Source organism: Rhodococcus sp. 06-1460-1B, from assembly GCF_002258475.1.
GTDB lineage: Bacteria > Actinomycetota > Actinomycetes > Mycobacteriales > Mycobacteriaceae > Rhodococcoides > Rhodococcoides fascians.
The window spans coordinates 77,148-103,191 of record NZ_NOYS01000033.1 but is presented as its reverse complement, the minus strand read 5'-3'; the positions used below and the strand labels follow the sequence as shown (position 1 = coordinate 103,191).

Sequence of the window (26,044 nt, the reverse complement as noted above, 5' to 3'; positions counted from 1 at the left end):
TTCGTCGTGCCAGCCAGCCGGTGTGCAGCCGTGGGCGAGTACGTGGCCCCAGCGCCAGCTCGGTGACCAAGGTTGTTGGCTCGAAGCCTTCGGGCTTGGTTGTCAGGTAGGCGTACGCAAACGGCGTGCGCGAAAACGCTAGAGAAGAACGTGAGGACACCCGCATGGGTTCAGTGATCAAGAAGCGTCGCAAGCGCATGTCGAAGAAGAAGCACCGCAAGCTGCTTCGTCGTACCCGCGTGCAGCGCAGGAAACTCGGCAAATAAGCCTGCCGTCATCTGCTTCACGGCCGAGCCCGTCACCATCGGTGGCGGGCTCTGCTCGTTCGAAGGCGAGTTGCATCTCTCCTTCCAGGCCTCCTTTCCTTTCAGACCTCGCGGAAACCTGTCGATCCAGTAGGCTCGGCACGGGAGCCGAAGTTGGGGAGGCGCAGTGAGTCCGAGCGATCGTGGTGTTGCCGCGCCCCGGGTGGTGCTCGTGACCGGTGCCAGTCGATTCCTCGGCGGATACCTCGTGACCCGGCTCGCTCAGAATCCTCGCATCGAACGTGTCATCGCCGTCGACGAGAAATCTCCGAGCAAAGATCTGCTGCGACGTATGGGTCGCGCGGAATTCGTTCGTGCCGATATTCGAAACCCGTTGATCGGCAAGGTGATTCGTAACGCCGGCGTCGATACCGTGGTGCACGCGGCCACGGTCGCCAAGCCCCCAAAATCCGGCGGCCGCGCGACGATGAAAGACCTCAACGTCATCGGAGCCATGCAGCTGTTCGCGGTGTGCCAGAAGTCGCCGACCGTGGAGAAGGTGGTCCTGCGGTCGTCGTCCTCGGTGTACGGATGCAGCGCCAAGGACCCGGTGAAATTCACCGAGGAGATGAGTGCCCGACGCCCACCGAGCGGCGCGTACGCCAAGGACACCATCGACATCGAGGGCTACATTCGCGGACTCGGTCGTCGTCGCCCGGATATCGCGGTATCGATCCTGCGTATGGCCCCACTGATCGGCCCGCGGCTCAACGGCACCATCTCCCGGTATATGACGTCACCCCTCATTCCGAGCATCGTCGGACGCGACGCGCGCATGCAGCTGTTGCACGAGGAGGACGCCCTCGCGGCTCTCGAACGCGCGACCATCGGCGGGCCGGCAGGCACGTTCAACATCGGTGCCGACGGCACCATCATGCTCTCGCAGGCCATTCGACGTGCCGGTCGTGTGCAGGTTCCGGTGCCGTTTCCACTGTTCAAGAGCGTGGGGCGGGCGCTCATGGGCGGGATGATGCGCGAATTCACGACCGAGCAACTCGATTACTTCCATTTCGGCTGCGGGCTGGACACCACACGGATGCGGTCCGTGCTGGGGTTCGAGCCTCGGTGGACCACAGTCCAGGCGTTCGACGACTTCGTGCGCGGCGCGGCTCTTCGGCCGGTCGTCCGAACCGAATGGGTCGACGCCATCGAGAATCGGCTGCTCGGGGCCGTCGACACGGGGGCGTCCGCGGCGCGCGTACTGGCCTCGCTCGGCAGTGCCGACACGGCGCGAGAATCCGGAGCGGACAGGTGAGCGACGTGGCCAAAGTCATTCCCTTGCACGGCGGCGCGTCCGCCCGGTCCGCCCGCGCCGCGCAGGGTTCACGCGAGCGGCACCCATCGGCCTACGCCGATCCACGTGAGCCGACGCCGCTCGTGGACCCGACCCCCGCCGCTTCTGCGGCCACGATCGCCGCAGAAGCGGCACCCGTGCTGTCGATGATCGACGACACCAAGACCGCGATCGTCGACCAGATCTCCTCGGTCGCCGAGTTCGTGCGTCGACGCCTGGCCGGCGACTACAGCGTCGACGAGTTCGGCTACGACCCGCACTTCGCCGATGCCGTCTGGCTGCCGCTGCTGCGTCCGCTGTTCGACAAGTGGTTCCGCGTCGAGGTCAAGGGCATCGAGAACATCCCCTCCGAGGGAGGTGCGCTCGTCGTGGCCAACCACGCCGGAGTCGTACCGGTCGACGCGCTGATGACGTCGGTTGCCGTGCGCGATCATCACCCTGCCCACCGGCCGTTGCGAATGTTGGCTGCCGACATGGCATTCGAGATGCCCGGCGTCGGCACGATCGCCCGCAAGGCCGGGCATACGTTGGCGTGCAATCCCGACGCGGAGCGGCTGCTGCGCACCGGGGAAGTTGCCGCCGTGTTCCCGGAGGGGTTCAAGGGGATCGGCAAACCGTTCAGCGAGCGGTACAAGTTGCAGCGGTTCGGCCGCGGCGGCTTCGTCTCGGCTGCGCTGCGAACGGGTGCGCCGATCATTCCGTGCTCCATCGTCGGGTCAGAGGAGATCTACCCGAAGATCGGCGACATCGCCCCGCTGGCACGACTGATGGGGATGCCGTACTTCCCGGTGACACCGTTCTTCCCGCACCTCGGGCCGCTGGGCCTGATTCCGTTGCCGTCGAAGTGGTACATCGAGTTCGGCAAGCCCATCCACACCGACTCCTACGACGCCACCGCGTTCGAGGATCCGATGGTGCTCTTCGAGCTGACCGACCACGTGCGCGAAACCATCCAGCACACGTTGTACCGACTGCTTGCCAAGAGACGCAACGTCTTTCTCGGATAGCTCGGGTTATCCTCTGCCAGTGCATATTCGCGACACCACGGTAGAAGACCTCCCCGACATTCTCGACATCCACAACGATGCGGTCGCCAACACCACCGCCATCTGGGACGAGGAACAGGTGGACCTCGCCGATCGCACAGCGTGGTTCGAGGGACGGATCGCTGCCGGGTACCCGGTACTCACCGCGGAGGTCGACGGCCGGGTCGCCGGCTACGCGTCGTACGGCCAGTGGCGAGTCAAGAGCGGCTACCGGCACTCGGTGGAACATTCGGTGTACATCCACCGCGACTTCTATCGCCGCGGCCTGGCCAGTGCCTTGCTGAGCGAATTGATCGACCGCGCCCGAGGCGGCGACATCCACGTGCTGGTGGGGTTCATCGAATCCGAGAACACCACGTCCATCGCACTGCACGAGAAGTTCGGATTCGTTCGCGTCGGACAGATGCCGGAGGTAGGGGTCAAGTTCGGGCGCTGGCTGGACCTGACCCTGATGCAACTGACGCTCTGACCCGACGGAGGGACGAGGTCAGGCCTTACGGCGACCGATCACCGCAGCGAGACCGCCGCCCACCGCGCCCAGGGCCAGCGCAGTGGGAACGCCGATCTTGGCGGCCTTGCGTCCGGTGCGATAGTCGCGAATTTCCCAGCCGCGGTTCTTCGCCAGCTCACGCAGGTCCGGATCGGGGTTGATCGCGACGGCAGTACCGACGAGCGACAGCATCGGCACGTCGTTGTGGCTGTCCGAATACGCGGTGCACCGCTTCAGGTTGAGGCCTTCTCGTACGGCCAACGACCGCACCGCATGAGCTTTGCCGATGCCGTGCAGGATGTCGCCGACGAGACGGCCGGTGAACACCCCGTCCTTACTCTCGGCGACAGTTCCCAGCGCGCCCGTCAGGCCCAGCCGCTTGGCGATGATCTGCGCCAGTTCGAGGGGAGTGGCGGTGACCAGCCACACCTGCTGACCTGCGTCGAGGTGCATCTGGGCGAGGGCACGGGTGCCCGCCCAGATCTTGTCGGCGATCATCTCGTCGTAGATTTCCTCGCCGAGCCGGCTCAGTTCGGCAGTGGGGCGACCGGTGATGAACGAGAGCGCCTTCTCGCGGCCACTGGCCACGTCCTCGCTGTTCTCCTTGCCGCTGACCCTGAATTTGACTTGCTGCCAAGCGAATTGGGCGACGTCGCCCGTGGTGAAGTACTTTCGGGCGGCGAGTCCGCGCGCGAAGTGGATGATCGATGCGCCCTGGACCATGGTGTTGTCCACGTCGAAGAAGGCGGCTGCGGTCAGATCGCGGGGAACCGCTCCCTCGGACTCGACCTGCAGGGCGAGAGCGGCATCGGCGCTCGCTTCACCCGCGACGTTGGCGCGGACCTCCGCATCCGACGGGCCGAACGGATTGCGAATCCGGCGAATACGCCGCTTGCGCTGCTTGTCCCCGTCCGGATCGTTCGTGTCGACCATGTCGACATCGGGCGTGTCCTCGATCGGCAGGTCTGTGCCCCCGTCAGTCACCACGTCCACCTCCCTCGCCAGTACGTCACTCGCAGCCTAATGCGTGCGTCCGACACGAGCGTCGCACGACGGCACCTCCCGACGATGAACAGTTCCCGACGCACCGCGCAGCTGTGACCTTCGTCTCTGTTACCGGCATGTCAGAGTGGACGGATGGAAACGACTCCGTCCGGCGTGGCACTTCTCACCCGCGCAGGCTGCCATTCCTGCACCCACGCGTCCGCGGTGCTCCACGAGGTGTGCGCCGAATTCGGCGTCGCCGTGACGGTCATCGACGTGGACGAGGCCGCGGCCGAATCGCCTGACCTGCGCGCGGAGTACGGCGATCGAGTGCCCGTGGTGCTACTCGACGGTGTCGAGCACAGTTACTGGGAGGTCGACGTTCCCCGATTGCGGGCCGATCTGGGCCGGGCAGGGCACCCTAAGAACGTGTGATTGCTCTCCGTGTGCAGGTGAGGGCCGGTATGCGCAACTTTGTTCATTCGTTCACAAGCAGTTACCGTGGTGTGAACAGCATTCGTGAAATAGACACGAACGCAGGATCAGCGTGAAGACCGGCATCGACGCCGTTCGGACGAGGAGCCCCAGACGTGACCGAAGAGCGCCCGTCGCCCAGCGGCGTAGAGCGGGTCATCCCTCAGGCTACGGTCACTCGTCTGGCGACATACCTGCGGGTCCTCTCGATACTTGCAGACGAAGGCGTTCTCATCGTCTCGAGTGAAGAACTTGCCACCGCAGCAGGCGTCGGATCAGCGAAATTGCGCAAAGATCTCTCGTTCCTCGGACCCAACGGTGTGCGCGGAGTCGGTTACGACGTCGCGCGCCTGCGCGCCAAGATCGACAGTGCTCTCGGGCTCGACCGTGGCCACCGCGTCGTACTGGCCGGAGTGGGCAACCTCGGTCAGGCTCTCGCCGGATACGGCGGCTTCGCACGTCGCGGATTCACCATGGTCGGCCTGTTCGACAACGACCCCGCGCGAGTCGGCACCGAGGTCGAAGGACTCACGGTTCGGCATATCGACGAGCTCGAAGACGCCTGCCGCGAACTCGAGGCGACCATCGGTGTCATCGCCACTCCCGACGAGGCCGTCCACCAGGTGGCGGGCCGGTTCGTTTCGGGCGGAGTCGAGTGCATCCTGAGCTTCTCGCCGATGGTGCTCGACGTCCCCGACCACGTCGAGGTACGCCGAGTGGACCTGGCCGTCGAGATGCAGGTTCTGTCCTTCAACAGCTCCCGCAATGTGTCCGGGCCGACGATCGTGACAGCCCCGGTGCCGACGCCCGTGTCGGCGTCACCACTGCCTTCCACCTCGCGTCTGGGTCGCAGTCACGGCCCGCGCATCGCCGGTAATCCAAGCCCAGTCAACAGTTCGACAAGAAACGGATCGGTGATTGCACCGTGAGTGTCCTTCTCGTCGGGATATCGCACCGTAGCGCTCCCGTCGCAGTCCTCGAGCGTGTCGCCATCACGGACACCGATCGCCCGAAACTGACCGACAAACTGATGGCCAGCGGAAACATCTCCGAGGTCATGGTGGTCTCCACGTGCAACCGCGTCGAGATCTACGCGGTCGTCGACGCGTTCCACGGCGCACTGACCGCCGTCGGCGAAGTTCTCGGTGAGCACTCCGGCCTCGAAATCGCCGACCTGACCAAGCACGCCTACGTTCGGTACAGCGAGGCAGCCGTCGAGCACCTGTTCGCCGTGGCCAGTGGCCTGGACTCGATGGTCATCGGAGAGCAGCAGATCCTCGGCCAGATTCGATCGGCGTACGCCGCCTCGGACGGTCAGCAGGCATCGGGCCGCGTCATGCACGAACTCGCGCAGCAGGCTCTGCGAGTCGGCAAGCGCGTGCACAGCGAAACCGGCATCGACGCCGCCGGAGCCTCGGTGGTGTCCGTCGCTCTCGACCGCGCCGCAGACGTGTTCGGCGGCTCGCTCCGCGGACGCACCGCGGTGGTCCTCGGCGCAGGAGCGATGGGCGGACTCGCCGTCGCACACCTGGGCCGCGCCGGAATCGACTCGCTGACCGTCGTCAACCGCACCCGCGAACGAGCCGACCACCTGGCCGAGAACGCCGTCTCGAACGGAATCACCGCCTCCTCGGTCGCGCTCGAGAACCTGGCCGACGCAGTGGCCGCCGCCGACATTCTCGTCACCTGTACCGGTGCGGTGGGGGCCGTCGTCTCCATCGCCGACGCCCACCTCGCACTCGCCCGCCGCGACGCAGACCGGCCGCTCGTGATCTGCGACCTGGGACTGCCGCGCGACGTCGACCCGGCCGTCTCCGGTCTGCCGGGCATCACCGTCTTCGACATGGAATCCCTGCAGCGCGACCCCGCTGCCGGAGCTGCCGCGAACGACGCGTCGGCCGCACGCGAGATCGTTTCCAACGAGCTCTCGGGTTACCTTGCGGGACAACGACTTGCCGAGGTCACCCCCACTGTCACGGCGCTGCGCCAGCGCGCCGCCGAGGTGGTCGAAGGGGAACTGCTCCGGCTCGAGTCGCGGCTGCCCGGGCTCGACTCCCCACAGCGTGACGAAGTGGCCCGCACCGTGCGCCGCGTCGTCGACAAGTTGCTGCATTCACCGACGGTGCGCGTCAAGCAGCTCGCCAGCACTCCCGGCGGAGATTCCTATGCTGCGGCGCTGCGCGAATTGTTCGAGCTCAGCCCCGGTTCGGTCGAGGCCGTGGCGACTCCCATGGAAATCGGCTCCCTGGAGTTGGTCGACGACTTCACGGCAAGCCGTACCGATCTTCGCCCCGGAACCACCGCCGAGGGGGATCAGGAATGACCGGCGTCGTCAAGATCGGTACTCGCGGAAGCCTTCTCGCGACCACTCAGGCCGATACGGTTCGGGTGGCTCTCGCTGCGGCGGGAGTCGAAGCCGAACTGGTGATCGTCAAGACCGCAGGCGACCTGTCGGCTGCACCGGTGCAGACCATCGGCGTCGGAGTGTTCACCGCGGCGTTGCGTGAGGCCCTGGCCGACGGCACCGTCGACATCGCCGTGCACTCGTACAAGGATCTGCCGACCGCCGCCGACGAGCGGTTCACCATCGCCGCCATTCCGGCGCGTGAAGATCCCCGCGATGCACTGGTGGCCCGCGACGGGCTCGTGCTCGGTGAGCTGCCGGCCGACGCGAAGGTGGGTACCTCCGCGCCCCGCCGTATTGCTCAATTGCGTGCTCTCGGACAGGGATTGGACGTTCGACCCCTGCGCGGCAACCTCGACACCCGCATCGGCAAGGTGGCCTCGGGTGAGCTCGACGCCGTCATCGTCGCGCGGGCGGGACTGGCCCGTATCGGCAGGTTGGACGTCGTCACCGAAGCGCTCGATCCGGTGCAGTTGCTGCCGGCTCCCGCACAGGGAGCACTGGCCGTCGAATGTCGCAGTGGCGACACCGATCTCGCCGCCTCCATCGCCACACTGGACGATGCACATTCGCGGGCCGCAGTGGCCGCCGAACGCGGACTGCTGGCCGAACTCGAAGCCGGCTGCACCGCGCCGGTGGGTGCGATCGCCGAGGTCGTCGAGTCCATCGACGAGGACGGCCGCATCTTCGACGAGTTGTCGCTGCGCGGCTGCGTCGCGGCCATCGACGGCAGCGACACCATTCGCGCGTCGATCGTCGGGTCACCCGACCGGGCCGAGGAACTGGGCCGCGAACTGGCCCGCGAACTACTCGATCTCGGTGCACGCGAACTCGTTTCGGTCACCGAACCAGCACAGGGCGGATCTCATGTCTAGGGCAATAACGGCACCCGTTCGCGGACGCGCCAAACGCGCGGCGACCCGTCCCGTAGTGCGAAGAGAGTCGATCGCCACTGCCCGGCTGATTCCCAAACGGGGCACCGCAACCCCGATAGAACTGCAGTACCCATACAAGACAGCACTGGAGAACAACCGATGAGCCCAGTCCGCAAGAACACCAACGGACGGATCCTGTTCGTGGGATCCGGGCCCGGTGACCCGGCTCTGCTCACGGTCCGGGCACGGGAAGTGCTCGGAGCGGCCGAGCTCGCTTTCACCGATCCCGACGTCGACAAGGGTGTCACCGCTCTCGTCGGTGCCGACGTCCCTCGCGATGCCGAGACGGGTGAGAACGGGGTCGAGGTGCGCCCGGCACTGGGCGAGCCCGCCGAGGTCGCCAAAACCCTTCTCGCCGAAGCCAAGAACGGCCACGATGTGGTGCGTCTCGTCTCGGGAGATCCGCTGACCACCGACTCGGTGATCGCCGAGGTCAGTGCCGTGGCCCGCACTCACGTGCCGTTCGAGGTGCTGCCCGGTCTGCCTTCGGGCTCCGCGGTACCCAGTTACGCAGGCATGGCACTCGGCTCCGGCCACACCGAAGCGGACGTTCGCGGCGAGGTCGACTGGGCTGCACTCGCGGCTGCTCCCGGCCCGCTGGTGTTGCACGCCACGGCGGGGCACCTGGCCGAAACCGCCAGTGCCCTTGTCGAACACGGCCTGGCACCGCAGACACCTGCAGCCATCACCGTGCGCGGCACCACCCGTCAGCAGCGCACCGTCGAGGCAACACTGGCCACCCTCAACGACGCGGGATCCGAGCTCGTCGGATCTCTGGTGGTCACCGTCGGCAAGGTCGTCTCCGGACGAAACAAGATGTCCTGGTGGGAGTCTCGCGCACTGTACGGCTGGACCGTGCTGGTGCCGCGCACCAAGGACCAGGCCGGCGAGATGAGCGATCGCCTCGTCACCCACGGGGCCATCCCCATCGAAGTTCCGACCATCGCCGTCGAGCCCCCGCGCAGCCCGGCTCAGATGGAACGGTCCGTCAAGGGCCTGGTCGACGGCCGCTACCAGTGGGTCGTGTTCACCTCGACCAACGCCGTTCGCGCGGTGTGGGAGAAGTTCGAGGAATTCGGCCTGGACGCGCGTGCGTTCTCCGGCGTCAAGATCGCCTGTGTCGGTGAGGCAACCGCGGCCAAGGTGCGCTCGTTCGGCATCAATCCCGAACTCGTTCCGTCGGGGGAGCAGAGCTCACTCGGGCTGCTCGAGGACTTCCCGCCCTACGACGAGGTCTTCGACCCGGTCAATCGAGTTCTGTTGCCGCGCGCCGACATTGCTACCGAGACGCTCGCCGAAGGGCTGCGCGAACGCGGCTGGGAGATCGACGACGTCACGGCCTACCGCACCGTCCGGGCAGCGCCGCCCCCCGCCGAGACCCGCGAGATGATCAAGACCGGTGGATTCGACGCGGTGTGCTTCACCTCGAGCTCCACCGTTCGGAACCTGGTCGGCATCGCAGGTAAGCCGCATGCTCGCACGCTCGTCGCGTGCATCGGCCCGAAGACCGCCGAGACGGCCGTCGAGTTCGGTCTGCGCGTGGACGTGCAGCCGGAGTCGGCTCAGGTCGGACCGCTGGTCGAGGCACTGGCAGAACACGCGGCTCGGCTGCGGGCCGAGGGTGCACTGCCGCCACCGCGCAAGAAGTCACGCAGGCGGTAAGAAGTCACGCAGGCGCTGAATGCGCCTCGTGCGCGTTGTGCGTGGCTCCGGCTATGCACAACGCGCACGACGAACCAAGTGAGGCAGGTTCGCTTGTTCCCCACCGACCGTCCCCGACGCCTTCGCCGCACTCCGGCACTGCGCCGCCTCGTGGCCGAAACGTCTCTGCAGCCACGGCATCTGGTGTTGCCGATGTTCGTCGCCGACGGCATCTCCGAGCCCCGCGCGATCAGCTCGATGCCCGGAGTGTTCCAGCACACGCTGGACTCGCTGAGCAGGGCCGCCGAGGAAGCAGTCGCAGCCGGTGTCGGCGGCGTGATGTTGTTCGGTGTCCCCAAGGTCGAGGACAAGGACGAGAATGGTTCGGGGGCAACGGATCCCGACGGAATCCTCAACCGGGGCCTGGCCCGTCTGAAAGCCGATCTCGGTGACTCGACGGTCATCATGGCCGACACCTGCCTCGACGAGTTCACCTCGCACGGCCACTGCGGTGTGCTGAGCGAGAACGGCTCGATCGACAACGACGCGACGTTGCTGCGCTACGTCGACATGGCCGTCGCGCAGGCGGAATCCGGAGCGCACCTGCTCGGGCCGAGCGGCATGATGGACGGCCAGGTCGGTGCCATTCGTGCTGGACTCGATGCGGCCGGCCACGTCGAGGTGGGGCAGCTGGCGTATTCGGCGAAGTACGCGTCTGCGTTCTACGGACCGTTTCGTGAAGCGGTCGGCTCGTCGCTGCAGGGCGACCGTCGGACGTATCAGCAGGACGCGGCCAACCGCCGTGAGGCGACCCACGAGGTCGAGCTCGATCTTGCCGAGGGTGCCGACATGGTGATGGTCAAGCCGGCGATGTCGTATCTGGACATTCTCCGCGACGTGGCCGAGATGTCACCGGTTCCGGTTGCGGCGTACCAGATTTCGGGGGAGTATGCCATGATCACCGCCGCTGCCCAGAACGGGTGGATCGACCGGGACGCCGCGGTCCTCGAATCGCTCGTCGGCATCAGGCGCGCCGGTGCAGATGTCGTACTGACCTATTGGGCAACCGAAGTGGCGGGCTGGCTGTGAACGATTTTCCTCCGAGCAACAACGCGGACGGTAACAATCCTGACAGCAACGTGCCGAACAATCCTCCGTTGCAACCGGACTGGCAGCGCTGGGAGCTCGAACACGGCTTCCCTCAGTCCGGTCCCGAGCTCGAGCCGTCCGCTCGCCCGGCACCGGTGGATGTGGAGACTGCCCGGCACCTGTGGTGGGGAGTTGCGCTGATCGGTGCGATCTCGGCGCTGTACTCGGTGTGGACGCTGTTCGGCGCACGCGCGGAATTCGCGCAGTCTCTGCTCGACGACCTCGCAGCACAGGGTGCGGCGGCGGACATGACCGTCGAGTCCACGCAGTCGATGGTGACGGTGATGCTCGTCGTGACGCTGTTCGTCGTCGCGGGATTCGGTGCGTTGTTCCTGTTCTGGGTGAAGCGGATGCGCGCCGGCAAGATGTGGGCGCGCATGCTGCTGACCGTCATCGGCTCGATCACCGTGTTCACCACGATTCTCGACCTGTTCGCGATCGCATCGAGTACTGGTGCGATGAACATCGTCATGAGCGTGCTGAGCATCGGCCAAGGTGTGCTCGCTGCAGGTGCGATCTACCTGATGCACCGCAAGGAATCCAACGAGTACTTCCTGTCCTCGCGGAAGCGCTGATTTCGAGCGTGTTCCGCGCGCCGAGCCTGTCGGTGTGACTACCATCACTTTCGATAAACGTATCGAGTGATCGGATCGAACATGGCAGAGAACATTCCGGTGCCGCCCAGTCGTGCCCTCCCGGAGTCGATCGCGGCGGCCGAGAGCAACGCGTGTCCCGCCGAGAACGGCAGGCCCGGGTGGGCATTGCTCGGTCTGCTGCTCGCCGTGTCGGCGGCCATCGCCATCATGGCGCTGGGAATCTCTGCCGGCTGAACTCCGTGCCACCGCGCGGTGGCAGTATGTCGAGCGTGAGTGCTGACATTGACGAATCGATGGTTCGTCCCCGGGTGGTCTCCACCGCGTACTGGTTGTGGTTGGCGTCGGCAGTGATGCTGATCGTCGTCTGCATGATCGCGCTCACGTTGCCCGTCGATCAGATCCGCGCGTCGTTCACCGACGGTGGTGCGAGCGACGAACAGATCGACTCTTTTCTGACCGTGTTCCGAGGTCTCGGTGTCATCTTCGGCGTGGTCGGCCTGGCAGTGGGGCTGATGTCGGGCCCCGTCCGAGGTGGCGACCGACGGTTCCGACGGGCGTTGGTGGCGCTGTCCGGGGCCACCGCGCTGCTCTTGACCTTCGCCGCGCTCGTCTTCCCGTTCGTGCTGCTGATCATCACGATCGCACTGGTCGTTGCATCGGTGCTGGTGTATCGCCCGTCGGCGCGAGAGTGGTTCGTTCGTGAGCAATGATCTCGGCGGCACCGACCCCGTTCTGTTCCACGAGCCCGGTGGCCGTTGGCGCGCCCTGCTGTGGGGCCCCGCGTTCTGTCTGGTGGTGCTCGCGGTCGAGCTGGCGTCGGGACCGGTGATCCACTGGTTCGCCCTGGCGCTGTTCTCGCTGATTCTCGTCGGACTGACCTACGTACAGCTCCGCGCAGCCCGGATGCATGTCAGCGTCGAGCTGACCACTCGGCAGCTGCGCCAGGGGACCGAAACCGTCGACGTCGCCGAGATCACGGAGATCTTCCCGCCTGCCGAGTACGAGGACGGCGAATACGAGCCGAAGAAGTGGGAAACCGCACGCGTTCTCGGTGAGCTCTCGGGGGTGCCGCGCAAACGGCACGGCATCGGGCTGCGACTGGTCGGCGGCGGTCTGGTGCAAGCGTGGGCAAAGGACGACGACGGTCTACGCGCCGCACTCGAGACGGCGAAGCAGGAGTACGTGTGAGGAAGTCCGTCGGCTGGGTTGAACTGGTCCTCGCAGTATTCGCGGTGATCTGCGCGGTGGTGTGCTGGAAGGCAGGCGTACGCACCACCGAGTTCGCCGCCGTTCCCGATGTGTCTCCGGCGTACACGGGCACCTACTACTCGGGGTCGTGGATTGCGGTCGCCGCCCTGGCGGTGATCGTCGGGGGACTGGTTGCCATCGATGGCGTCCGTCGACTGCTGACAGACGAACCTTCCCATACCGGGTAGGGGTATGATCGACGGCATGAGCAGCTACAGCGCCGAACAGGACGACCTGCTGAAAAGACTGCGTCGCATCGAGGGGCAGGTGGCCGGCATTTCACGCATGGTTGCCGACGACCGGTACTGCATCGACGTTCTCACGCAGGTATCCGCGGTGACGAAGGCGTTGCAGTCCGTCTCGCTGAAGCTGCTCGACGCCCACCTCGCCGGGTGCGTCGTCGACGCCGCCCGGCAGGGCGGGCCCGAAGCAGACGCCAAAGTCAAAGAGGCGTCCGAGGCCATTGCGCGTCTCGTACGTTCCTGACCAGACATGGGAGGCAACAAAATGCAGACGACCTACTCCGTCGAGGGTATGACGTGCGCGCATTGCGCAGCGTCGGTGAAGGAAGAAGTGTCCGAGGTTCCGGGCGTCACGGGCGTCGATGTGGACGTCGACACCGGAGCCGTCGTGATCAACAGTGACGCGGAACTCGACGCTGCTGCCGTCGACGCCGCGATCGAAGAAGCCGGCTACCGAATCGCGTCCTGACTGCGTCGGCCATCTCCTCGGTGTGTTTATGATCGTGTGATACCGGTCATATCGGGCTGGTGGCCGATCGTCGTCAGGAGTGTGGATGAACAAGCTGGTGTCCAGTTCCGGTGTACTCGCCGCCAGCGTCTTCCTGACGCTGGCATGCTCGACGGGCGCGACGGCACAGGCCGATCCACTGCCCGACCTGACAGTCACCACCGTGCTCGACGGGCTCGCGAAACCGTGGGATGCCGTGGTTGCCCCCGACGGGACGGTGCTGACCGGTGAGCGAGCGGGGCGATTCGTCATTCGTGATGTCGGCGGTGCCACTCGCGAGCTCGACGCGGATCTAGGCGATCTCTACGCGTCGGGCGAGACAGGCCTGATGGGCATCGCACTGGCGACGGACTTCGCCACATCCAGAACCATCTACACCTGCCAGGGCGTGCAGGGTCAGGGAACAGGTGCCGGCAGTGCGGGCACCGGTAGTGCGGGCGGGGGCACCGACAACCATATCGCCGTGGTGTCGTGGACCGTCGACTCCGCATGGACCGAGTTGACGCGCACCGGCACTCTCGTCGACGACATCCCCGTCGCCGACGGTGGTCGCCACGGCGGCTGCCGCATCTTGGCCCACCCCGACGGCACCCTGTACATCGGCACCGGCGACACCGCGTCGCCGTCGGTGCCGCAGGATCGAAACTCGTTGGGCGGCAAGGTGTTGCACATCAACGCCGATGGCTCGGCGGCGGCCGATGCACCCGGACGTGTCTTCACGCTCGGTCATCGGAACGTACAGGGGCTCGCGATACGGCCCGGCACTCAAGACATCTACGAGGTGGAGCAGGGAACCACCAGGGACGACGAACTCAACCTACTGGTCCCCGGCGGCAACTACGGCTACCGGCCGGATCGGCTGCCGTTCGTCTACGACGAGTCGGTGCCGATGACCGATCCCACCCGGGTGCCCGGGGCCCGCGCGGCGGTGTGGAGTTCGGGTAGCCCCACTATCGCGACGCCCGGCCTGACGTTCGCCAACGGCGCGGGATGGGGTTCCTGGAACGGTTCCGCAGTGGTGTCGAGTCAGCAGGGCGAGAAGCTCGTGTTCCTCAAGCTGTCCGAGGACGGCACGGACTACGTCGACGAAGCCGACGCCCTGGTGGGTACCTACGGTCGGCTGCGCTCGCTCACCAGCTTCGGAAGCGACGGAGCCTTCCTGCTCACCACGGACAACGGATCCGACGACAAGGTTCTTCTCGTCACCCCTGCTGCCGACTGATGTGCGGCCCCGAGGTCGTCGAGTCTGTTCACCGCAGGATCGGACGTAGGGCGCTGTTCGGGTCGTTGGGGGCAGCTGCTCTGACGGTCGCGGCCGGCGGTGCTGCACGCGCCGCACCGGCGGTCGCAGCGGTGATCCCCGCAGGTCGACTGATCGATCTGACGCACACGTTGAGTCCGACGTTTCCGGTGTGGCCGGGTAACGAACCGTTCTCGATGCACCCGGTCGCCGCCTACGAGTTGGGCGGCTTCCTCGTCAACAAGCTCTCGTACTACGAGCACACGGGCACGCACATCGATGCCCCCGCGCATCGAGTGCGCGGCGGTGCGACGGCCGACATCCTGCCGCTGGAAGACCTGATCGCCCCGCTGGTCGTGCTGGACATCTCCGCGCGGGCCGCGTCGGATCCGGAATCGGTCGTGACGACCGAGGACATCGCCCGGTGGGAGCGCGAGCACGGACGGATACCCGATCGCGCACTGGTGGTCATGCACAGTCGATGGCAGGACCGGCTCGCCGAACGTGCCGCACCCGGGTTCGGCGGTGACGCGGCACGGATGCTGGTGCGCGAGCGCAACGTCGTCGGAATCGGGGTAGACACGCTCAGTCTCGATCGGATGAGCGACCGCGACTATCCAGCGCACACAGCGGTACTCGGCGCAGGCCGATACGGAGTGGAGGCACTGGCGAATCTGGATGCCGTGCCCCCGACAGGGGCCACGGTCGTCGTCGGCGCACCGAAGCACGCGGGCGCGACCGGTGGTCCCTGCCGGGTCTTCGCGATCTCTCCCGGCTGAACCCCGATTACGCGTCAGTGCGCGTGGCTGGGGTTTCCGGCCGGTTCTTCCTCGGTTCCCGCTCCGGGCTCGCCGAGCATCGCGGCACCGACGAGAGCCTCGGGCACACCGAAGCCGTCGACCAGCAACTCCGCATGCGGACGCAGGGTGCGGCACCGCTCGTTGATCGCGCGAGTCACTGCCTTGGAGCGCTCGGTGGACAGGTAGCGATGCTCGATGAACCAGGCCTTGTCGTCCTCGATCACCGACAGGGCGTAGAGATCGCAGACCTCCTCGAGCAGGTCCTTGGTGGTCGCGTCCTCACAAGACTCGATACCGGCGATGAAGGCCTCGAAGATGATGCGGTCGATGTGGGCGCTCGCAGCGTGCAGGACGTGGTCCTGTACCGCGTTGAACGCGTCGAACGAACTGCTCTCCTTCGACTTCGACTGCAGACGGCGCGCGACCGTGGACAGCAGATACTCCTCACGATCCTCGAACATCTTGACCTGGGTGCCGCGGTTGAACAGCGACCCCTCCTCTTCGTTGTCCTGACGCCGATCGAGAATGGTCTGCATGATCGCCTGCGCCGCAGTGCGTTTGACGACGCGATCGCCGACCATGTCGGCTGCGAACTTGACCCACTCGACCGGGCTCATCGACTTCACGTCGTCGGCGTACGCGGTGAGCAGTTCCTTGGCCACCAACTGCGTGAGCACGTGGTTGTCGCCCTCGAAGGTGGTGAACACATCGGTGTCGGCCTTGAGTGAGATCAGCCGGTTCTCGGCCAGGTAGCCCGCGCCGCCACATGCCTCGCGCGCCTCCTGGATCGCGGCAGTGGCGTGCCAGGTGTTGGCGGCTTTGAGGCCGGCGGCACGCGACTCGAGCTCACGCTGCTCCTCGGCATCCGGGTTGTCCGCAGTCTGCAGCTCGTGCATCTTCGACACCAGCTCGTTCTGCGCGAACTGCAGAGCGTACGACTTGGCGATGAGCGGGAAGAGTCGACGCTGATGCACCAGGTAGTCCATGATCAGCACTTCCTGATCGGAACCAGGGGCAGCGAACTGCCTGCGCTGCAACGCATATCGCGTCGCGATGTCGAGGGCGACACGAGCTGCGGCCGCAGCGCTGCCGCCGACGGTGACGCGCCCGCGGATCAACGTGCCGAGCATCGTGAAGAACCGCCTGGACGGATTCTCGATGGGGGAGGTGTACGTGCCGTCGGCAGAGACGTCGGCGTACTTGTTGAGCAAGTTGTCCCGCGGAATGCGGACGTGGTCGAACATCAGTCGGCCGTTGTCCACGCCGGGGAGTCCGCCCTTGTACTGACAATCCGAGGTCGTCACGCCGGGGAGATCGTCGCCGTTCTCGTCCCGCAGCGGTACGAAGAAGCAGTGCACGCCGTGGCCCTCGGGCTCCTCGCCCGGCCCTGCGGTGATCAGCTGCGCGAAGACGGCAGCGACGGTCGCAGTCTCGGCGGCACCACCGATGTAGTCCTTGCGGGAGGACGGAGTGGGTGAGTTGATCACGAACTCGTCGGTCTTCGGGTCGTACGTCGCGGTCGTCTCGAGAGACTGCACGTCACTGCCGTGTCCGGTCTCCGTCATGGCGAAGCAACCCAGCAACTCGAGGTTGATGATCTTCGGTACGTACGCCTCGTGGTGCCGCTCGGTACCCAGGTTCTCGATGGCACCGCCGAACAGTCCCCACTGGACCCCGGCCTTGACCATCAACGACAGGTCGCTCATCGCGAGCATCTCGATCATGGTCACCGCGGCACCGACGTCTCCGGTACCGCCGTGTTCCTTCTTGAATCCGTTGTCGGCAGCCCCGGCCGCGGCGAGAAGCTTGAGCTGCTCGAGCGCCTTGGTGCGGGCGATGACGGTGTTCGGTGTGTAATGCGGGCGGAACTCGTCGCGCGCGAGTTGCTTGCGCGCCTCGTTCTTCACATCACGCCAGCGGCCGTCCAGAGTGTTCCGAAGGTGATCCGTTGTGGTTGCCATACTCGACGGTAACCTTTTGCCGCGGCCCGTGAGGCCCGGAACTTCAGACCGGCCAGACGAATTCTCGGAACACGGCCCGGAAGGTCCGCCAGAACCCGGATCTGCCGTAGGGACCGTCGTGGAACAGCGACGCGCAGTTGTCCTCCATGGCCCTGGTCACCAGGGGACTGAAGTCGGTGAACTCGCAGACCAGGAACTCTTTGAAGCCCGTCGGCCACGCCTGCTGAGCCGGTTCGTGTTGTGCCTCCACGAACACGAGTGTAATCCAGCGGTAACACCGGTGTTACAAATCCCACTCACTTCAACAGAGCAAAAGCTTCCTGCGCAACCAGGAACGCGTAGCTGGACGGGATCAGGTCGATGGCACCGTCCGCCCGGAACTGCTCGGTGACGATCCAGTCCTGCCCCGAGGCGTCGGTTGTCAAAAACGCCGCGGCGAGGTCGCCAGGAGCGTTTCCGCCTTTGAAGCCGGAGTACGGCCACCGAGCGGGATCGAGCTGCACACCCGGGGTGATGGCCAGGATCCGACGGTTCTCCTCCGCCGACGGGCCGGTCGCCAGGTACCCCACGGCCGCACACACGTCCTGCGCGTTGGCGAACCACTCCACGCCGTCGGCCGATGCCGGGTTGTCGAGAAAATTCTCGAAGTCGATGTCCAGCGGCCGGGAATCGGCTTGCTTCAGGAGCTGCTCGCGAGCGTCGGCGTCCGCGTCCGCCCATTCGGAACGAAGATTCGGATTCCCGAACCCGATGACGAAGAACTGTCGGGTGTCCATCATCGGCGTCATCGCCGCGGGATCGTGATGACCCATCGTGGCGAGCTGAGCCTCGACGCGGCCCCGACCGAGGCGTTCCATCAGCAGGTCCGTGGCGGTGTTGTCGGACAGTGAGATCATCTTCTCCGCGGCCTCGCGCACCGACACCGTCGTGCCGTCGCGGCGATTCTGCAGCTCACCCGATGGCGCACTCTTGTTCTCGTCGCGGATGGTCAGCTGCTCGTCCCATCGCACGCTGCCCGCCTCGATCTCGTCGGTCAGCGCCCCGAGAACGTACAGCTTGAACACCGATCCCAGCGGAAGCATCGCGTCGGCATTGACCGAGTACACCGACTCGCACTCACCGCCGTTCAGACGAGACGCGCTGTAGGAGTAATTCGGAGCCACCTTCGACAGGGCGGCATCGAGCTCGTCGAAGGACGAGATCTTCGGAGTTTCCGGACTGGCCAGTATGCCGTCGAGCGTGCCGTCGGCACCGAGGGAGGTGGTGATCGTGGCCGGAATGCCGGCGGTGGTGAAGCGAAGAACGGCGCTGTCCGGGCCGGCCTCGAAACCCGTCGCCACGTTCGGCGCCCCGGCGCGCAACTGCTCGAGAGGGGTGACGAGCCCGCCCATCGGCTCGAGTGCTGCCGCCAGCTCCGCGCCGGTGACGGCGTCCACCGCCGCCGGATCCGGGGCGGCGTCGGCGTTGATCCACTGCAGAATTCGGTCGTTGATCGCGCCCAGCGGCGTCGAGGTGTCGATCGCGAACGCCGGTGCCGTGGTGGTCGTGGGCGTCGGCGTTTCGGACGGTCCCCCGCAGGCGGACATCGTCAGAGTTACGGCCACGACCACCCCCGCCAGTCTCGTCACGGTGCGCGTCGTCATGTCGCAATGCTAAAGGATTCGGACATTTCGCCACCCGCCCAGTCTCGGTACGGCCGGTCGGGTGCTGTGGCAGTGTGCTCTGGCGTGCTGACTTCAGACGACGTCCGTCGAATAGATACCGAGCATCTCTGGCATCCCTACAGCGGGTTTCCGTCGACGACGACACCGTTGGTCGTCGACAGCGCGTCCGGGGTTCGACTGACGTTGGCCGACGGCCGCCAACTCGTCGACGGCATGAGTTCGTGGTGGGCGGCGGTGCACGGCTACCGGCATCCGGTGCTGGACGCGGCAGCGCGAGACCAGCTCGACCGCATGAGTCACGTGATGTTCGGAGGCCTCACTCATGCGCCGGCGGCACGATTGGCGGAGCTGCTGGTCTCGATCACGCCGGCCGGGCTGGACAAGGTGTTCCTCGCAGATTCCGGGTCCGTGTCCGTCGAAGTCGCGGTGAAGATTGCATTGCAGTACTGGCGTGGGCGGGGTGAGAGCGGGCGTACGAAGTTGCTGACGTGGCGGGGCGGCTATCACGGGGACACGTTCGCGCCGATGAGTGTCTGCGATCCGGACGGCGGGATGCACAGGTTGTGGACCGGTGTGCTGGCGCAGCAGGTGTTCGCGCCCGCGCCACCCGCCGCGTCCGATACGGCGGGTATTGCCGCCTACGTCGCCGAGTTCGAGCAGGTGCTCGCGGCGCACGCGAACGACGTGGCCGCGATCATCGTCGAGCCGATCGTGCAGGGTGCCGGCGGAATGCGCTTCCACGACGCACGTCTGCTGCTCGCACTGCGCCGACTCGCGGACGAGTACGGCGTGCTGTTGATCTTCGACGAGATCGCCACCGGGTTCGGCCGCACCGGTGAGCTGTTCGCCGCCGATCACGCGGGCATCGCACCCGACATCATGTGTGTCGGCAAGGCGTTGACCGGCGGCTACATGACGCTGGCGGCGACGCTGTGCACTACCGAGGTGGCCGAGACGGTGTCGAGCGGTGAGGCGGGCGGTCTGATGCACGGGCCCACGTTCATGGGCAATCCGCTGGCCTGCGCGATCGCGGTGGCGTCGGTGGAGCTGCTGCTCTCGCGCGATTGGCGCGCCGAGGTCGCCGCCGTCGCAGGCGTGCTGACCGAGCGGCTCGAGCCGGCCCGGTCGATCCCGGGCGTGGCCGACGTGCGCGTGCTCGGCGGAATCGGGGTGATCGAACTGACCGGCGCGGTCGACATGGCACGTGCGACGGCCGTCGCCGTGGACGCAGGTGTCTGGCTGCGGCCGTTCGGCAGATTGGTCTATGCGATGCCGCCGTATGTCTGTACCGATGCCGATGTGGCAGCCATTGCCGACGCCATGGTGGCGGTGGCGCGCGACCATACTTGAACACCCATACTTGAACACTGTTCAAGTATGGTCGTGGACATGAGTGCACTCGATTGGCTCGACGCCGCCGCATACGACCGTCGCGCGGCCGGGCTCGAGCGCGTCGTCCACGCTCGCAGTCCCGAGGATTCGACACTCGACCTGGCGTCGAACGATTACCTCGGCCTGTCTCGACATCCGCACGTCGTCGATGCGGCCTGCGCGGCCACGCGTCGGTGGGGCGCCGGGTCCACCGGATCTCGACTGGTCACCGGCACGACCACCGCCCACGAACAGCTCGAGCAGGACCTTGCCGACTTCGTCGGTGCCGAGACCGGACTGGTCTTCTCGTCCGGCTACACCGCCAATCTCGGAGTCGTCACCGCGCTCGCCGACCGCGACTCCGTCGTGATCTCGGACGCCGCGTCGCACGCGTCGTTGATCGATGCCTGCCGTCTGTCTCGGGCGCGGGTGGCCGTGGCGCGGCATCGCGACGTCGAGCACGTCGAGCAGTTACTCCGCGAACGAACGGAACCCCGCGCGCTCGTGGTGACCGACTCGATCTTCAGCGCCGACGGCGACCTCGCGCCGCTGCACGAGCTGTACGCGGCCTGCCGGAGATGGAACGCGGTTCTGGTCGTCGACGAAGCCCACGGGCTGGGCGTCCGAGGTGACGGTGGGCGCGGTGCCGTGCACGACGCCGGTGTGGCGGGACTGCCGGACCTGGTGATCACCGCGACGCTGTCCAAGGCGCTCGGATCGCAGGGCGGGGTGGTGCTCGGGCCGGCGTCGGTACGGCACCAGGTACTGCACAGTGCGCGCAGCTTCGTCTTCGATACCGCGCTCGCCCCGGCCGCGGTCGGCGCGGCATCGGCAGCGCTGGCGGTGCTGCGCAGCGAACCCGATCGGGTCGCCGCGATCGGTCGGCGGGCAGGGCAATTGGCGGTGGCCGCCGGTGTTTCGCCGACGGCGTCGGCGGTGGTTCCGGTAGTACTCGGCGACGCCGTGCGTGCCGTCCGCGCGGCCGGGGAGTGTCTTGACCTGGGCGTGCGCGTCGGGTGCTTTCGGCCGCCGTCGGTTCCCGCGAACGCATCTCGGCTGCGTTTGACCGCGCGCGCCGACCTCGGCGACACCGATATCGACCGTGCCACGTCCGTTCTCTCGACGGTGTTGCGTGCGGCGGTGTCGGGATGACGGTCCTTCTCGTCACCGGAACGTCGACCGGCGTCGGCAAGACCGTGGTGACCGCGGCGCTCGCGGGCGCAACCCGGGCACATGGACGGACGGTGGCGGTGTGCAAACCGGCGCAGACCGGAGTCGGTGACGACGGCCTGGACGAGTCGGATATGGATGTGGTGGAACGTCTTTCGGGAGTCCGCGGAATCGAGCTGGCGCGGTACCCCGAGCCACTCGCGCCCGACGTCGCAGCACGCCGTTCGGGTCGGTCGATGCTCGAACTCGACCACGTCGTCGACGCGGTGCGAGTGCTCGACGAGGCCCACGATCTCGTCGTGGTCGAGGGTGCGGGCGGGGTAGCGGTGCGCCTGGGTGCCGGCGGGTTCACTGCACTCGATGTCGCCGGTGCCGTCGGCGCACCGGTCCTGATCGTGGCAGGGGCGGAGCTGGGGACGCTCAACCACAGCGCGCTGACCGTCGCCGCGGTGCGCGCAGCGGGTGTGGCATGTGCGGGCCTGGTGATCGGATCGTGGCCGGCCGAACCCGATCTGGCGGCGCGGGTCAACGTGGAGGAGTTGCCGCTCGTGACGGGCGTCGAGCTGCTGGCGTGTGTGCCGAACGGGGCCGCCGCGCTGGACGAGAAGGACTTCGGTGCGCTCGCCTGGACGATGTTCGGCGAGTTTGCCGGCTCATTACTCGGGTAACCAGCTCGGAACGTCTGCCACTTCGGCAGTCGGAACAGATCGGGAGTTCCATCATGAGCACCGCAGTGTGGATCATCGTTGCAGTAGTAGTCGTAGTGTTGGTCGTTGCCGTCGCCCTGGTTGTGGCACGCAAGGGCAAAGAGCGAAAGAGGCTGGAAGCGAACCACCTTCGCGAGAAGGCGGCCGATCAGGCGACCGTCGTCGAGGAGCGTGAACTGCAGGCCCGCGAGAGCGAGGCCAAGGCACGTCGCGCCCAGGCGGAGGCGGACGTCAAAGCTGCCGAGGCAGAGAAACTTGCTCAGCAGGCCCAGTCTCACCAGGGAGTCGCGGCGGCATCACGCGACGAAGTGAACTCACAGTTCGAGCGCGCGAACCACATCGATCCGGATGTGAAGGGCGACCGCAAGGTGACCGGTGACCACAACGTCGGCCGCGACGCGGGCGCGGATCGGGACTTCGGTGCGCAGCACAACGCGACTGTCGATCGGAACGCGAGTGCCGATCGGAATGCGACTGTCGATCGGAACGCGAGTGCCGACCGGTCCGAGGCAGGACAGCATGGCGTGACCGGTAATCCGGACCTGCCCCCGACGGCGGCCCGGCACGAGCGCAACTAGCTCGTCGAGGTATTGGGCAGTTCGAGTTCGACCACGTCGTTCTCGCCCAGGTTCGGACGCTCGTGGGTGACCTTCGCTTTGGCGTAGGCCAGCAGGGTCGACACCTTCGAGCCCGGGGTGGACCAGTACTCGGCACCTTCGGCGGCCACGTGGATCAGAGCGACCTCACGCGAATCGGGGTTCTTCTCGAACCACGCGGCCGCCCGAGAATTCCATAGCTCCTCCGCCTTGGCCTTGTTCTCGACGACCGCAGCAGTACCGGACAGTGACACCCAGCCCTGACCGGATTGGAACGAGACGTTGACCGTCGGGTCGGCGGCGATGTCGCGTACCTTTCTGGAGTCCTGCGCTGCGAAAAACCACAGGTCCCCGTCGAACTCCGCTTCCTGCAATGCCATCGGACGCGAGATGAGGTGGCCGTCCCGGCCCACGGTGGTGAACATGCACAGTCCGGCTTCGGACATCAATTCGGCGACCTTGGTGACGCCATCGGTGTTTGTCATCGAAAGTAAATACCCGGGGCGGGGGTCTTCAATCGCCGAAACCAGGCCGACTCCCCGTTTCGGTGATTATTACGCCCTGTAGTTGGTGATTTCGCAGAACCTGGGACACTGGAAGTCGTGACTGTTCCTGACGGCAACGACGCCCCCGTATCGGCCCAACTCTTCGCCCGCGCGAGCACAGTGATTCCAGGTGGCGTCAACTCTCCGGTGCGTGCGTTCGCATCGGTCGGCGGCACTCCACGCTTCATCACGCAGGCCAGCGGATACACGATGACCGACGCGGACGGGAAGTCCTACGTCGACCTCATCTCGTCCTGGGGTCCGATGATCCACGGACACGCGCATCCGGCCATCGTCGAGGCAGTCCAGAAGGCGGCCGCAACCGGACTGTCGTTCGGCGCACCCACCGAGCGCGAAATCGAACTCGCCGAGGAAATCGTGCGCCGCGTCGGCCCCGTCGACCAGGTTCGCCTTGTGAATTCGGGCACAGAGGCCACGATGAGCGCGGTGCGTCTGGCGCGCGGCTTCACCGGCCGCACCAAGATCCTCAAATTCTCCGGCTGCTACCACGGCCACGTCGACGCCCTGCTGGCCGACGCGGGCTCGGGACTGGCCACCTTCGGACTGCCGACGTCACCCGGAGTGACCGGCGCTCAGGCGTCGGACACCATCGTCGTTCCCTACAACGACCTCGACGCCGTCACCGCCGCGTTCGACGCCAATCCCGGCGAGATCGCGTGCATCATCACCGAAGCGGCCGCGGGCAACATGGGCGCGATCCCGCCGGTCACCGGCTTCAACGAGGGACTACGCCGACTCGCGACCGAGCGCGGCGCATTGCTGATCATGGACGAGGTGATGACCGGATTCCGTGTCAGCGCCGCAGGCTGGTACGGCATCGACGGTGTCGCCGGCGACCTCTACACCTTCGGTAAGGTCATGTCCGGCGGGCTGCCGGCCGCAGCATTCGGTGGCCGCGCGGACGTCATGGCCTACCTCGCACCGGCCGGGCCGGTGTACCAGGCTGGCACCCTCAGCGGTAACCCCGTCGCCGTCGCTGCCGGTCTGACGAGCCTGCAACTGGCCGACGCCGCCGTCTACGAGAAGCTGCAGACCAACTCACAGCGACTCGGAACACTGCTCGGCGACGCTCTCACCGCCGAAGGCGTCGACCACCACGTGCAGTTCGCGGGCACTATGGTGAGTGTGTTCTTCGCCGATGGACCCGTCACCGACTACGCGCAGGCCAAGGCTGCCCAGACGTGGCGCTACCCGGCGTTCTTCCACGCGTTCCTCTCTCGCGGGGTGTACCCGCCGCCGAGCGCATTCGAGGCATGGTTCGTCTCGGCTGCGCTCGACGACCGAGCTTTCGAGATCATCGCCGACGCGGCCCCGGCTGCCGCGAAGGCTGCGGCAGCCGCTGTAGCACCACTGTGACGTCCACTCAGAAGTGATCACCACCCGACTAGCGAGAAACAGGACCCCGACGTGACCGAGGCCCCCGCAACACACCCGCACTCGACGACGCGCACCATCGTGCACGTCCTCCGGCACGGCGAGGTGCACAACCCCAAGGGCATCCTCTACGGGCGGTTGCCCGGCTTCAAGCTGTCGGTCACCGGCCAGTCCCAGGCCAAGGCCGTCGCAGATGCGCTCGCCGGTCACGACATCACGCACGTCGTCGCGTCGCCGTTGCAACGCGCCCAGGAGACTGCTGCCCCGATCGCGGCAGCCCACGGCCTGACGGTGTCCGAGGACGAGAACCTTATCGAGGCGGGCAACGAGTTCGAGGGGCTGCGCGTTGCCGTCGGCGATGGAGCCTTGCGTAGGCCTCGGCACTGGTGGAAGCTGCGCGACCCGTTCACCCCGTCCTGGGGCGAGCCGTATCTGCAGATCGCGCACCGCATGCTCGCCGCCGTCAACGCGGCCAGAGTCGCAGCCGTCGGGCACGAGGCCGTCTGCGTGAGCCACCAACTCCCGGTCTGGACGCTGCGCCGGTTCCTCCAGGGCGACCGGCTCTGGCACGACCCGCGCAATCGCCAGTGTGGACTCGCGTCGCTGACGTCACTGGTCTACGAGGGCGATCAGCTCGTCGATCTCGTCTACTCCGAGCCAGCAGGAGCATCCGACCCGAGGATCACCGGTGCGTAGGTTACTGCTTGCGATTGCCGCTGTGGCCCTCGTCGCCGGCTGTTCGACCGGCACCGACGCGGTTGCTCAGGGCGGAACCTTCCAGTTCGTCTCGCCCGGCGGAAAGACCGAAATCTTCTACGATCCGCCGTCCGACCGCGGCGCACTCGGCGAACTCTCCGGGCCCGACCTGATGACCGAGGGCAAGACGACCTCGCTGTCGGACTACGAGGGTGACGTCGTCGTCCTCAACGTCTGGGGTCAGTGGTGCGGACCGTGCCGCGGAGAAGCGGACGACCTCGAGAAGGTCTACGAGGCCACCAAGGCCTCCGGCGTCGAATTCCTCGGCATCAACGTGCGCGACGAATCACAGACCGCAGCACAGGATTTCGTCGTCAGCAACAACGTCACGTACTCCTCGATCTACGACCCGCCGATGCGCACCCTGACCGCGCTCGGTGGCGTTCCGACCTCTGTCATTCCGACGACCATCGTGCTCGATCGACAGCACCGCGTGGCCGCAGTGTTCCTGCGTGAACTGCTCGTCGAGGACCTGCAGCCCGTCGTCGAGCGCGTGGCAGCCGAGGAGCCTGTGCAGCCGTGA

Annotated in this window: 31 protein-coding genes; 26 read left to right on the top strand and 5 right to left on the bottom strand. The window is 66.4% G+C overall.

The features are described 5' to 3' along the window. Positions 1-164 precede the first annotated feature (164 nt). The 4 genes from CH268_RS18760 to CH268_RS18745 all read left to right on the top strand — a co-directional run bounded on the left by CH268_RS18760 (position 165) and on the right by CH268_RS18745 (position 3,114). Entirely contained in the window at positions 165-266 is a 102-nt protein-coding gene (locus CH268_RS18760) for a 30S ribosomal protein bS22 (RefSeq protein ID WP_003402602.1), read from the top strand. A gap of 166 nt (positions 267-432) precedes the next feature. Beyond that, positions 433-1,560: an NAD-dependent epimerase/dehydratase family protein gene (locus CH268_RS18755; RefSeq protein WP_228139283.1), complete on the top strand. Its 1,128-nt coding sequence runs from the start codon at positions 433-435 to the stop codon at positions 1,558-1,560. Continuing rightward, on the top strand, positions 1,557-2,606 hold the full coding sequence (locus tag CH268_RS18750; RefSeq protein WP_094665527.1) for a lysophospholipid acyltransferase family protein: 1,050 nt from the start codon (positions 1,557-1,559) through the stop codon (positions 2,604-2,606). Before CH268_RS18755 ends, CH268_RS18750 begins: the two co-directional genes overlap by 4 nt. A 19-nt stretch (positions 2,607-2,625) precedes the next feature. Continuing rightward, complete coding sequence (locus CH268_RS18745) at positions 2,626-3,114, top strand: GNAT family N-acetyltransferase (RefSeq protein WP_032365213.1); 489 nt, start codon at positions 2,626-2,628, stop codon at positions 3,112-3,114. Positions 3,115-3,132: 18 nt separating this feature from the next. Here CH268_RS18745 and CH268_RS18740 read toward each other — a convergent pair whose 3' ends face one another. Further along, positions 3,133-4,068, bottom strand: coding sequence for an HAD family hydrolase (locus CH268_RS18740; RefSeq protein ID WP_045840673.1), 936 nt, complete (start codon positions 4,066-4,068; stop codon positions 3,133-3,135). 204 nt (positions 4,069-4,272) lie between these two features. Between CH268_RS18740 and CH268_RS18735 the strand changes: the two genes are divergently transcribed. The 15 genes from CH268_RS18735 to CH268_RS18665 all read left to right on the top strand — a co-directional run bounded on the left by CH268_RS18735 (position 4,273) and on the right by CH268_RS18665 (position 15,335). Further along, entirely contained in the window at positions 4,273-4,554 is a 282-nt protein-coding gene (locus tag CH268_RS18735) for a glutaredoxin family protein (protein WP_027498351.1), read from the top strand. 155 nt (positions 4,555-4,709) lie between these two features. Further along, complete coding sequence (locus CH268_RS18730) at positions 4,710-5,522, top strand: redox-sensing transcriptional repressor Rex (RefSeq protein ID WP_027498350.1); 813 nt, start codon at positions 4,710-4,712, stop codon at positions 5,520-5,522. Further along, complete coding sequence (locus CH268_RS18725; protein WP_032365215.1) at positions 5,519-6,916, top strand: glutamyl-tRNA reductase; 1,398 nt, start codon at positions 5,519-5,521, stop codon at positions 6,914-6,916. Before CH268_RS18730 ends, CH268_RS18725 begins: the two co-directional genes overlap by 4 nt. Continuing rightward, positions 6,913-7,872, top strand: coding sequence for a hydroxymethylbilane synthase (gene hemC, locus CH268_RS18720; RefSeq protein WP_027498348.1), 960 nt, complete (start codon positions 6,913-6,915; stop codon positions 7,870-7,872). The genes CH268_RS18725 and hemC overlap by 4 nt, the downstream gene beginning before the upstream one ends. A 159-nt stretch (positions 7,873-8,031) precedes the next feature. Further along, entirely contained in the window at positions 8,032-9,594 is a 1,563-nt protein-coding gene (locus CH268_RS18715) for a uroporphyrinogen-III synthase (RefSeq protein WP_027498347.1), read from the top strand. A gap of 93 nt (positions 9,595-9,687) precedes the next feature. Then, entirely contained in the window at positions 9,688-10,662 is a 975-nt protein-coding gene (hemB, locus tag CH268_RS18710) for a porphobilinogen synthase (RefSeq protein WP_027498346.1), read from the top strand. Further along, a complete protein-coding gene (locus tag CH268_RS18705; protein WP_255182445.1) occupies positions 10,659-11,297 on the top strand; it encodes a hypothetical protein in 639 nt (212 codons plus the stop codon). The genes hemB and CH268_RS18705 overlap by 4 nt, the downstream gene beginning before the upstream one ends. A gap of 81 nt (positions 11,298-11,378) precedes the next feature. Beyond that, the gene (locus CH268_RS27945) at positions 11,379-11,552 is read left to right on the top strand and encodes a hypothetical protein (protein ID WP_155288423.1); all 174 of its coding nucleotides are present in this window, start codon (positions 11,379-11,381) and stop codon (positions 11,550-11,552) included. Positions 11,553-11,587: 35 nt separating this feature from the next. Further along, positions 11,588-12,028 (top strand): hypothetical protein, encoded by a 441-nt coding sequence (locus tag CH268_RS18695; protein WP_027498344.1) that lies wholly within the window; start codon positions 11,588-11,590, stop codon positions 12,026-12,028. Continuing rightward, positions 12,018-12,506, top strand: a complete 489-nt coding sequence (locus tag CH268_RS18690) for a hypothetical protein (protein ID WP_027498343.1) — start codon at positions 12,018-12,020, stop codon at positions 12,504-12,506. The genes CH268_RS18695 and CH268_RS18690 overlap by 11 nt, the downstream gene beginning before the upstream one ends. Beyond that, positions 12,503-12,754: a hypothetical protein gene (locus CH268_RS18685; protein ID WP_255182444.1), complete on the top strand. Its 252-nt coding sequence runs from the start codon at positions 12,503-12,505 to the stop codon at positions 12,752-12,754. The genes CH268_RS18690 and CH268_RS18685 overlap by 4 nt, the downstream gene beginning before the upstream one ends. Before the next feature lie 16 nt (positions 12,755-12,770). Next, complete coding sequence (locus CH268_RS18680; RefSeq protein ID WP_027498342.1) at positions 12,771-13,052, top strand: metal-sensitive transcriptional regulator; 282 nt, start codon at positions 12,771-12,773, stop codon at positions 13,050-13,052. 21 nt (positions 13,053-13,073) lie between these two features. Next, entirely contained in the window at positions 13,074-13,277 is a 204-nt protein-coding gene (locus tag CH268_RS18675) for a heavy-metal-associated domain-containing protein (RefSeq protein WP_094665695.1), read from the top strand. A gap of 85 nt (positions 13,278-13,362) precedes the next feature. Beyond that, positions 13,363-14,538, top strand: a complete 1,176-nt coding sequence (locus CH268_RS18670; protein WP_094665523.1) for a PQQ-dependent sugar dehydrogenase — start codon at positions 13,363-13,365, stop codon at positions 14,536-14,538. Then, complete coding sequence (locus CH268_RS18665; protein WP_094665521.1) at positions 14,538-15,335, top strand: cyclase family protein; 798 nt, start codon at positions 14,538-14,540, stop codon at positions 15,333-15,335. The genes CH268_RS18670 and CH268_RS18665 overlap by 1 nt, the downstream gene beginning before the upstream one ends. Before the next feature lie 14 nt (positions 15,336-15,349). Here the strand turns inward: CH268_RS18665 and CH268_RS18660 are convergent, their stop codons facing one another. Genes CH268_RS18660 through CH268_RS18650 form a run of 3 tightly spaced genes read right to left on the bottom strand, consistent with a single transcriptional unit; the run spans position 15,350 to position 18,960 of the window. Then, positions 15,350-17,317, bottom strand: a complete 1,968-nt coding sequence (locus CH268_RS18660) for an acyl-CoA dehydrogenase family protein (protein ID WP_027498339.1) — start codon at positions 17,315-17,317, stop codon at positions 15,350-15,352. 43 nt (positions 17,318-17,360) lie between these two features. Continuing rightward, complete coding sequence (locus CH268_RS18655; protein WP_027498338.1) at positions 17,361-17,567, bottom strand: hypothetical protein; 207 nt, start codon at positions 17,565-17,567, stop codon at positions 17,361-17,363. Positions 17,568-17,613: 46 nt separating this feature from the next. Then, complete coding sequence (locus CH268_RS18650) at positions 17,614-18,960, bottom strand: serine hydrolase (RefSeq protein WP_094665519.1); 1,347 nt, start codon at positions 18,958-18,960, stop codon at positions 17,614-17,616. An 84-nt stretch (positions 18,961-19,044) separates the two neighbouring features. Between CH268_RS18650 and CH268_RS18645 the strand changes: the two genes are divergently transcribed. The 4 genes from CH268_RS18645 to CH268_RS18630 are packed head-to-tail and all read left to right on the top strand — an operon-like array spanning position 19,045 to position 22,807. Continuing rightward, complete coding sequence (locus tag CH268_RS18645; protein WP_441346984.1) at positions 19,045-20,331, top strand: adenosylmethionine--8-amino-7-oxononanoate transaminase; 1,287 nt, start codon at positions 19,045-19,047, stop codon at positions 20,329-20,331. A 39-nt stretch (positions 20,332-20,370) separates the two neighbouring features. After that, entirely contained in the window at positions 20,371-21,504 is a 1,134-nt protein-coding gene (locus CH268_RS18640; RefSeq protein ID WP_094665693.1) for an 8-amino-7-oxononanoate synthase, read from the top strand. Beyond that, the gene (bioD, locus tag CH268_RS18635) at positions 21,501-22,190 is read left to right on the top strand and encodes a dethiobiotin synthase (protein ID WP_094665517.1); all 690 of its coding nucleotides are present in this window, start codon (positions 21,501-21,503) and stop codon (positions 22,188-22,190) included. Before CH268_RS18640 ends, bioD begins: the two co-directional genes overlap by 4 nt. A gap of 53 nt (positions 22,191-22,243) precedes the next feature. After that, on the top strand, positions 22,244-22,807 hold the full coding sequence (locus CH268_RS18630; protein ID WP_052061314.1) for a hypothetical protein: 564 nt from the start codon (positions 22,244-22,246) through the stop codon (positions 22,805-22,807). Here CH268_RS18630 and CH268_RS18625 read toward each other — a convergent pair. Continuing rightward, complete coding sequence (locus tag CH268_RS18625; protein ID WP_032365223.1) at positions 22,804-23,310, bottom strand: pyridoxamine 5'-phosphate oxidase family protein; 507 nt, start codon at positions 23,308-23,310, stop codon at positions 22,804-22,806. The two genes, CH268_RS18630 and CH268_RS18625, sit on opposite strands and share 4 nt — an antisense overlap. Positions 23,311-23,427: 117 nt before the next feature. On the opposite strand from CH268_RS18625, the gene hemL reads away from it, so the two are divergent. From hemL to CH268_RS18610, 3 genes are read left to right on the top strand one after another with little or no spacing between them, the layout of a single operon-like run. Next, the gene (gene hemL, locus CH268_RS18620; RefSeq protein ID WP_094665515.1) at positions 23,428-24,747 is read left to right on the top strand and encodes a glutamate-1-semialdehyde 2,1-aminomutase; all 1,320 of its coding nucleotides are present in this window, start codon (positions 23,428-23,430) and stop codon (positions 24,745-24,747) included. A 51-nt stretch (positions 24,748-24,798) separates the two neighbouring features. Further along, the gene (locus CH268_RS18615; protein WP_027498332.1) at positions 24,799-25,461 is read left to right on the top strand and encodes a histidine phosphatase family protein; all 663 of its coding nucleotides are present in this window, start codon (positions 24,799-24,801) and stop codon (positions 25,459-25,461) included. Continuing rightward, positions 25,454-26,044 (top strand): TlpA disulfide reductase family protein, encoded by a 591-nt coding sequence (locus CH268_RS18610; protein WP_032365225.1) that lies wholly within the window; start codon positions 25,454-25,456, stop codon positions 26,042-26,044. The genes CH268_RS18615 and CH268_RS18610 overlap by 8 nt, the downstream gene beginning before the upstream one ends.